Origin of the sequence: Paracoccus sp. PAMC 22219 (genome assembly GCF_000787695.1) — a bacterium.
Classification (GTDB): domain Bacteria; phylum Pseudomonadota; class Alphaproteobacteria; order Rhodobacterales; family Rhodobacteraceae; genus Paracoccus.
This window is the reverse complement of record NZ_BBPH01000240.1, coordinates 1-5,200: the sequence shown is the minus strand read 5'-3', so window position 1 is coordinate 5,200 and position 5,200 is coordinate 1. Positions and strand designations below refer to the sequence as shown.

Here is a 5,200-nt window from a genome sequence, read left to right as displayed (position 1 = left end):
GGGCTGAACCTGGCGCAGGTCATGGGCTTTTCGGTGCTGGTGCTGGCGGGCGCGTCGCAGTTCACCGCCGTGCAGCTGTTGACCGACAACGCCCCGGCGCTGATCGTGATCCTGTCGGGGCTGGCCGTGAACCTGCGCATGGCGATGTATTCGGCGTCCCTGCTGCCGTGGCTGCGGGACGCGACGCCCGGCCACAAGGCCTGGGTCGCCTATGCGCTGATCGATCAAAGCTATGCGCTGTCGATCCAGCATTACGAACTGTATCCGCGCCTGACCATCGCGCAGCGGTTGGCCTATTTCGGCGGCACGGCGCTGGTCCTGTGCGTGCCGTGGATGATCGCCACCTGGGCGGGCGCCACCGTGGGCCAGGCCATCCCCGAAGAGATCGCGCTGGATTTCGCGATGCCGATCACCTTTCTGGCGATGATCGCGCCGATGCTGCGCACGCCCGCGCATCTGGCGGCCTGCTTTGTCGCCATCGTCGCGGCGCTGGCGCTGGCCGGGCTGCCGTCGGGGCTGGGCCTGCTGATCGCGGCGCCCTTGGGCATGGCCACAGGCGCCCTGGTCGAGGTTCGCACCGAACGCAGGGAGGCGCGCGATGCAGGCGTCCACGACTGAGATCTGGGTCATCATCGCGGTGTTGGGCGTCGGCACCTATCTGATCCGCTGGTCGTTTCTGGGCGCGCTTGGCGACCGGGACCTGCCGAACTGGATGCTGCGGATGCTGCGCTATACCCCGGTGGCGGTGCTGCCCGCGCTGGTCGCGCCGCTGGTCGTGTGGCCCGCGGCGACCGGGGGCACTGCCGATCCGGCCCGGATGGCCGCCGCTGCCGCAACCGTGGCGGTGGGCGTGCTGACCCGCAACGTGATGCTGGCCATCCTGGCCGGGGGCATCACGCTGGCAGGCCTGCTTTATCTTCTGTAGCCGCCGATCGTCCCGTCCTTTTGGCGCAGCAGGACGTCGTGGTTGTTGGCCGGGTCGCCGTCATAGTGACGCTTGGACACCACGCCGGGCTGGCGCAGGAACCATTCGCGCAGTTTCAGCGGAGAGAACCCGCGCGGCACCGTCTCGAACCCCGGCACGCCGGACAGGACGTTGCCCGATTCGACCGCGCAGAAGCTTTTGTTGGCGGCACCGTTGGCCTCGGCACGGCGGATCGCCAGATCGGCCACCTCGCGCGGGACCAGGATCGTTTCCTCGGCCACCCAATAGGTCTCGCGGGCGTGGTAATCGATGTAGAAGTTCTTGAAGTTGTCGGTGATCCCGTACAGCACGTCGCGCCGTTCGGGGATGCGCGGATGGCTCCAGCTGCCGGCGGGGTCAAAGATCACGCGCTGGCTGCCGTTGAACATCAGCGCGGAATGACCGCCCTCGCCGCGCGGGATTCCGATCACCGTGAACAGCGTGATCGAGGGCGGGGTGGCCGACACGTAACGCGCGCCGCGGACGGCCTCGTCGCTGGCCCAGATGTTGTCGCCCCGCAGGCGGTCAGCACGACCGGCAGCGTGGCCGCCAGAAAGACGCGTCGCTTCATGTCCCCGCCCGTCCGATCAGGCGTTCGTCAGGGCCATGAAGACCAGGATCGCCAGCGATCCGACGACGACCCAGGTCGATCCGCGGATGAAGCCCGCAAAGGTCTTCTTGTGGTCGGTCAGGTCCATCGAGCCCTGGGTCGCTTCGGGTTTGTTGTCGTAATCGGCCATGACTGCCCCATCGGTTTGCGTTTGTCCTGCGATAGCGGAAAGCGGCGCAGCTGTCACGCCCCCCACAACACCGCACCCTGCGTTTCGCCCACCGGGCGGATCAGTCCCGCGCGGTGCAGGTGGTTCACATGGGCGACGGCCTCGACCATGGCCAGGCCGTATTCGGCCTCGCCGATGCGGCGGCGGAACAGGATGTCGAAACAGTCGACCGCGGTGCGGGGCGCCGCCGTCAGCGCCGCGGCCAGACGGTCCAGCCCGGCGCGGTGGTTCTGGATCAGCTGCTCCAGCCGGAAGGGCAGCCCGGTAAAGGGCAGCTTGTGTCCCGGCAGCACCAGCTGATCGGGCCATGCCAGCGCCGCCAGCCGGGTGCAGCTTTCCAGCCATTCACCGACCGGATCGGCGCCCGGTTCGGTCGGATAGACCCCCAGGTTCGGAGAGATCGACGGCAGCAGCTGGTCCCCCCCGATCACCAGATCATCGTCCAGCGACCACAGCGTGGCGTGGCAGGGCGCATGGCCATGCCCCATCGCCACCCGCCACCGCCTGCCGCCAAAGGTCACCGTGTCGCCCCCGACCAGACGGGTGAAGCCCAGGGGCAGCGGATGGACCACGTCGGCAAAGTTGAAGGGGCGTTCGGTGGCGCGCCTGTCCAGCATCTCGGGCGGCATCCCGGCCCGCCGCCAGAACGCCAGCGCCTGCGGACTGGCGCGGTCCTGGACGTCCAGGACCAGCATCCGCGCCATCAGCCAGGCCGTCCGACTGATCCACAGATCCGCGCCCCGCTCCATGAACCAGCCCGCCAGCCCGATATGGTCGGGATGGTGATGCGTGCCGATCACCCGCACGACCGGGCGCCCTGCAGCGGCCCGTCCAGCAGCACCTGCCAGATCTCGCGCGTGCGGGCGGTGTCGAAGCCGGTATCGACCACCGTCCAGCCGTCGGGATCGTCAAAGGCATAGACGTTGACGTGGTCCAGCTTCATCGGCAGCGGCAGGCGCATCCACAACACGCCCGGCGCGACGGTGATGGCCTGCCCCTCAGGGGGCGGAGCGTCGTGCGGGGTGCGGATCACGCCGCAAAGTCGCCCGCCAGTGCGGCGTCACTCAGCGCGGTCAGGTCGCCCTGGCCCGCCTGCGCCTCGGCCAGATCGCCCGCATAGCGCGGCAGGACGCGCGCCATGAACACCCGCGCCAGCGCCAGATGCGCCGGACCGCCGGCCAGCGCGGCGCGCAGGTGGTAATGCCCGCCCAGCACCCGCGAAAAGGCGGTCAGATAGGCGACCGCGCCCGCGAACCGGTCGGCCATGTCGCGTTCCAGCAGGGCCTGGGTCGCCTCGCGCAGGGTCTCGGCGGCCTGCCACAGCTGGTGGGCCAGCTCGGGATGGGCGCCCTGCGCGGCCTTGGCGCCGTCCAGCACCTCGTCCAGCAGGCGCATCGCGGCCTCTCCGCCATCCGCCAGCTTGCGACCGACCAGGTCCATCGCCTGGATGCCGTTCGTGCCCTCATAGATCGAGGTGATGCGCACGTCGCGCAGGTATTGTGCCGCGCCCGTCTCCTCGACATAGCCCATGCCGCCATGCACCTGCACGCCCATGTCGGCCACGCGGATGCCCACGTCGGTGCCATAGGCCTTGGCGATGGGCGTCAGGAACGCCGCGCGGGCGGCCTGATCGGGATCGTTCGTGGCCCGCTCCATGTCGATGGCGGTGGCGCAGGCCAGCCCGATGGCGCGGGCGGCAAAGACCTCGGCCTGCGCGGTGGCCAGCATGCGGCGCACGTCGGGGTGCTGGATGATCGGCCCCATCTGGTTGCGGTCGACCGCATAGGCAACGGCCTTCTGCAGCGCGGCCTCGGCCACGCCGACGCCCTGCATGCCGACGCCAAGGCGGGCCACGTTCATCATCGTGAACATCGCGGCCATGCCCCTGTTCTCCTCTCCGACCAGCCAGCCGGTGGCGCCGTCATAGGACATGACGCAGGTCGGGCTGCCGTGGATGCCCAGCTTGTGTTCCAGGCTGACGACCTTGAGGCTGTTGGCGACGCCGGGGTTGCCCTGATCGTCGGGGATCAGCTTGGGAACCATGAACAGGCTGATGCCGCGCGTGCCCTTGGGCGCGCCGGGCAGACGCGCCAGCACCAGGTGGCAGACGTTCGACGTCACGTCGCTGTCGCCCCAGGTGATGTAGATCTTCTGGCCCGACACGCGATAGGTGCCGTCGCCCACGGCCTCGGCCCGGGTGGTCAATGCGCCCACGTCGCTGCCCGCGCCGGGTTCAGTCAGGTTCATCGTGCCCGACCATTCGCCGCTGATCAGCTTGGGCAGATAGCGCGCCTTCAGGTCATCGCTGGCGTGATGCTCCAACGCCTCGATCTGACCCTGGGTCAGCAGCGGGTTCAGCTGCAGCGACAGGCAGGCACCCGACATCATCTCGGCCACGGCCATGTTCAGCGCCTGCGGCAGGCCCATGCCGCCATATTCCGGATCGGCCGACACCCCGACCCAGCCCCCGTCCGCGATGGCCCGGAACCCCTCGGCAAAGCCGGGAGAGGACCGCAGCACGCCGTTCTCCAGCCGTGCGGGCGTCTGGTCGCTGCCCCGGTTCAGGGGGGCCAGCACGTTCTGGGCCAGCTTGCCGGCCTCGGACAGGATGGCGGTCGCGGTCTCGGCGGTGGCCTCGGCGAACCGGTCGGTCCGGGCCAGGTCCGCAAACGGGACGACATGGGTCAGGATGAAGTCGATCTGGGCTGTCGGGGCCTTGTAGCTCATCGGGGTCTCCTCCTGGCGCCTTGGCATCGGGCCGCGGCGCGTCTATCAACGGGCGCTGGCGGCATCTTGTGCCGCCATCCCCTCAGGCTCAACCGAAACCCCGCGTCACGAATGCAGACCCTGCGATTGATCCCCGACCCGGCCGGACTGGCCCATGCCGCCCGCCTGCTGGCGCAGGGCTGCTGCGTGGCGATGCCGACCGAGACGGTCTATGGCCTGGCCGCCGACGCACGCGACGGGACGGCGGTGGCGCGCATCTATCAGGCCAAGGGGCGGCCCAGCTTCAACCCGTTGATCGTGCACGTGGCCGACCTGGCCGCGGCGCAGGCCATCGCCGATCTGCCACCGCAGGCGCTGGCGCTGGAACAGGCCTTCTGGCCGGGCGCGCTGACCCTGGTGGTGCCGCTGCGCGCCGATGCGGGCATCGCGGGGCTGGTGACGGCGGGCCTGGACACGATCGGCATCCGCGTCCCCGCCCATCCGGTCGCGCAGGCGCTGTTGCGGGCCTGCGGTGCGCCGCTGGCCGCACCGTCGGCGAATGCGTCCGGGCGGATCAGCCCGACCACCGCCGATCACGTGCTGGACCCGGATGGCGGCCTGGACGGACGCATCGCCGCGGTGCTGGATGGCGGGGCCTGCCCGGTCGGCGTGGAATCGACGATCGTCGGCTGGCAGGACGGGCGCGCGACGCTGCTGCGTCCCGGCGGCATCCCGGCCGAGGCGATCGCCG

At 70.0% G+C, this 5,200-nt stretch carries 6 protein-coding genes and 1 pseudogene; 3 read left to right on the top strand and 4 right to left on the bottom strand.

What is annotated here, in order from left to right:
* Positions 1 to 618: AzlC family ABC transporter permease (locus tag TY51_RS19495; RefSeq protein WP_081995311.1), on the top strand; the 618-nt coding region annotated here is incomplete at its 5' end.
* Positions 599 to 925, top strand: coding sequence for an AzlD domain-containing protein (locus tag TY51_RS19490; protein ID WP_042252950.1), 327 nt, complete (start codon positions 599 to 601; stop codon positions 923 to 925). The genes TY51_RS19495 and TY51_RS19490, both read left to right, overlap by 20 nt.
* Here TY51_RS19490 and TY51_RS19485 read toward each other — a convergent pair.
* The 4 genes and pseudogenes from TY51_RS19485 to TY51_RS19475 all read right to left on the bottom strand — a co-directional run bounded on the left by TY51_RS19485 (position 913) and on the right by TY51_RS19475 (position 4,470).
* Positions 913 to 1,431 carry a hypothetical protein gene (locus tag TY51_RS19485; protein ID WP_231559161.1) on the bottom strand — a complete coding sequence of 173 codons (519 nt, stop codon included), beginning with the start codon at positions 1,429 to 1,431 and terminating at the stop codon, positions 913 to 915. The genes TY51_RS19490 and TY51_RS19485 overlap by 13 nt on opposite strands.
* Positions 1,432 to 1,551: 120 nt before the next feature.
* Complete coding sequence (locus tag TY51_RS21485; protein WP_081995309.1) at positions 1,552 to 1,704, bottom strand: aa3-type cytochrome c oxidase subunit IV; 153 nt, start codon at positions 1,702 to 1,704, stop codon at positions 1,552 to 1,554.
* A gap of 53 nt (positions 1,705 to 1,757) precedes the next feature.
* A pseudogene (locus TY51_RS19480) lies at positions 1,758 to 2,776 on the bottom strand (MBL fold metallo-hydrolase).
* On the bottom strand, positions 2,773 to 4,470 hold the full coding sequence (locus tag TY51_RS19475) for an acyl-CoA dehydrogenase (protein WP_042252948.1): 1,698 nt from the start codon (positions 4,468 to 4,470) through the stop codon (positions 2,773 to 2,775). Before TY51_RS19475 ends, TY51_RS19480 begins: the two are co-directional and overlap by 4 nt.
* 111 nt (positions 4,471 to 4,581) lie before the next feature.
* Here TY51_RS19475 and TY51_RS19470 point away from each other — a divergent pair.
* Positions 4,582 to 5,200: L-threonylcarbamoyladenylate synthase (locus tag TY51_RS19470; RefSeq protein ID WP_042252946.1), on the top strand; the 619-nt coding region annotated here is incomplete at its 3' end.

Excerpts from the sequence above, each read along its gene's own strand:
- TY51_RS19475 (WP_042252948.1), bottom strand. The coding sequence starts at position 4,470 with ATGAGCTACAAGGCCCCGACAGCCCAGATCGACTTCATCCTGACCCAT.
- TY51_RS19490 (WP_042252950.1), top strand. The coding sequence starts at position 599 with ATGCAGGCGTCCACGACTGAGATCTGGGTCATCATCGCGGTGTTGGGC.
- TY51_RS21485 (WP_081995309.1), bottom strand. The coding sequence starts at position 1,704 with ATGGCCGATTACGACAACAAACCCGAAGCGACCCAGGGCTCGATGGAC.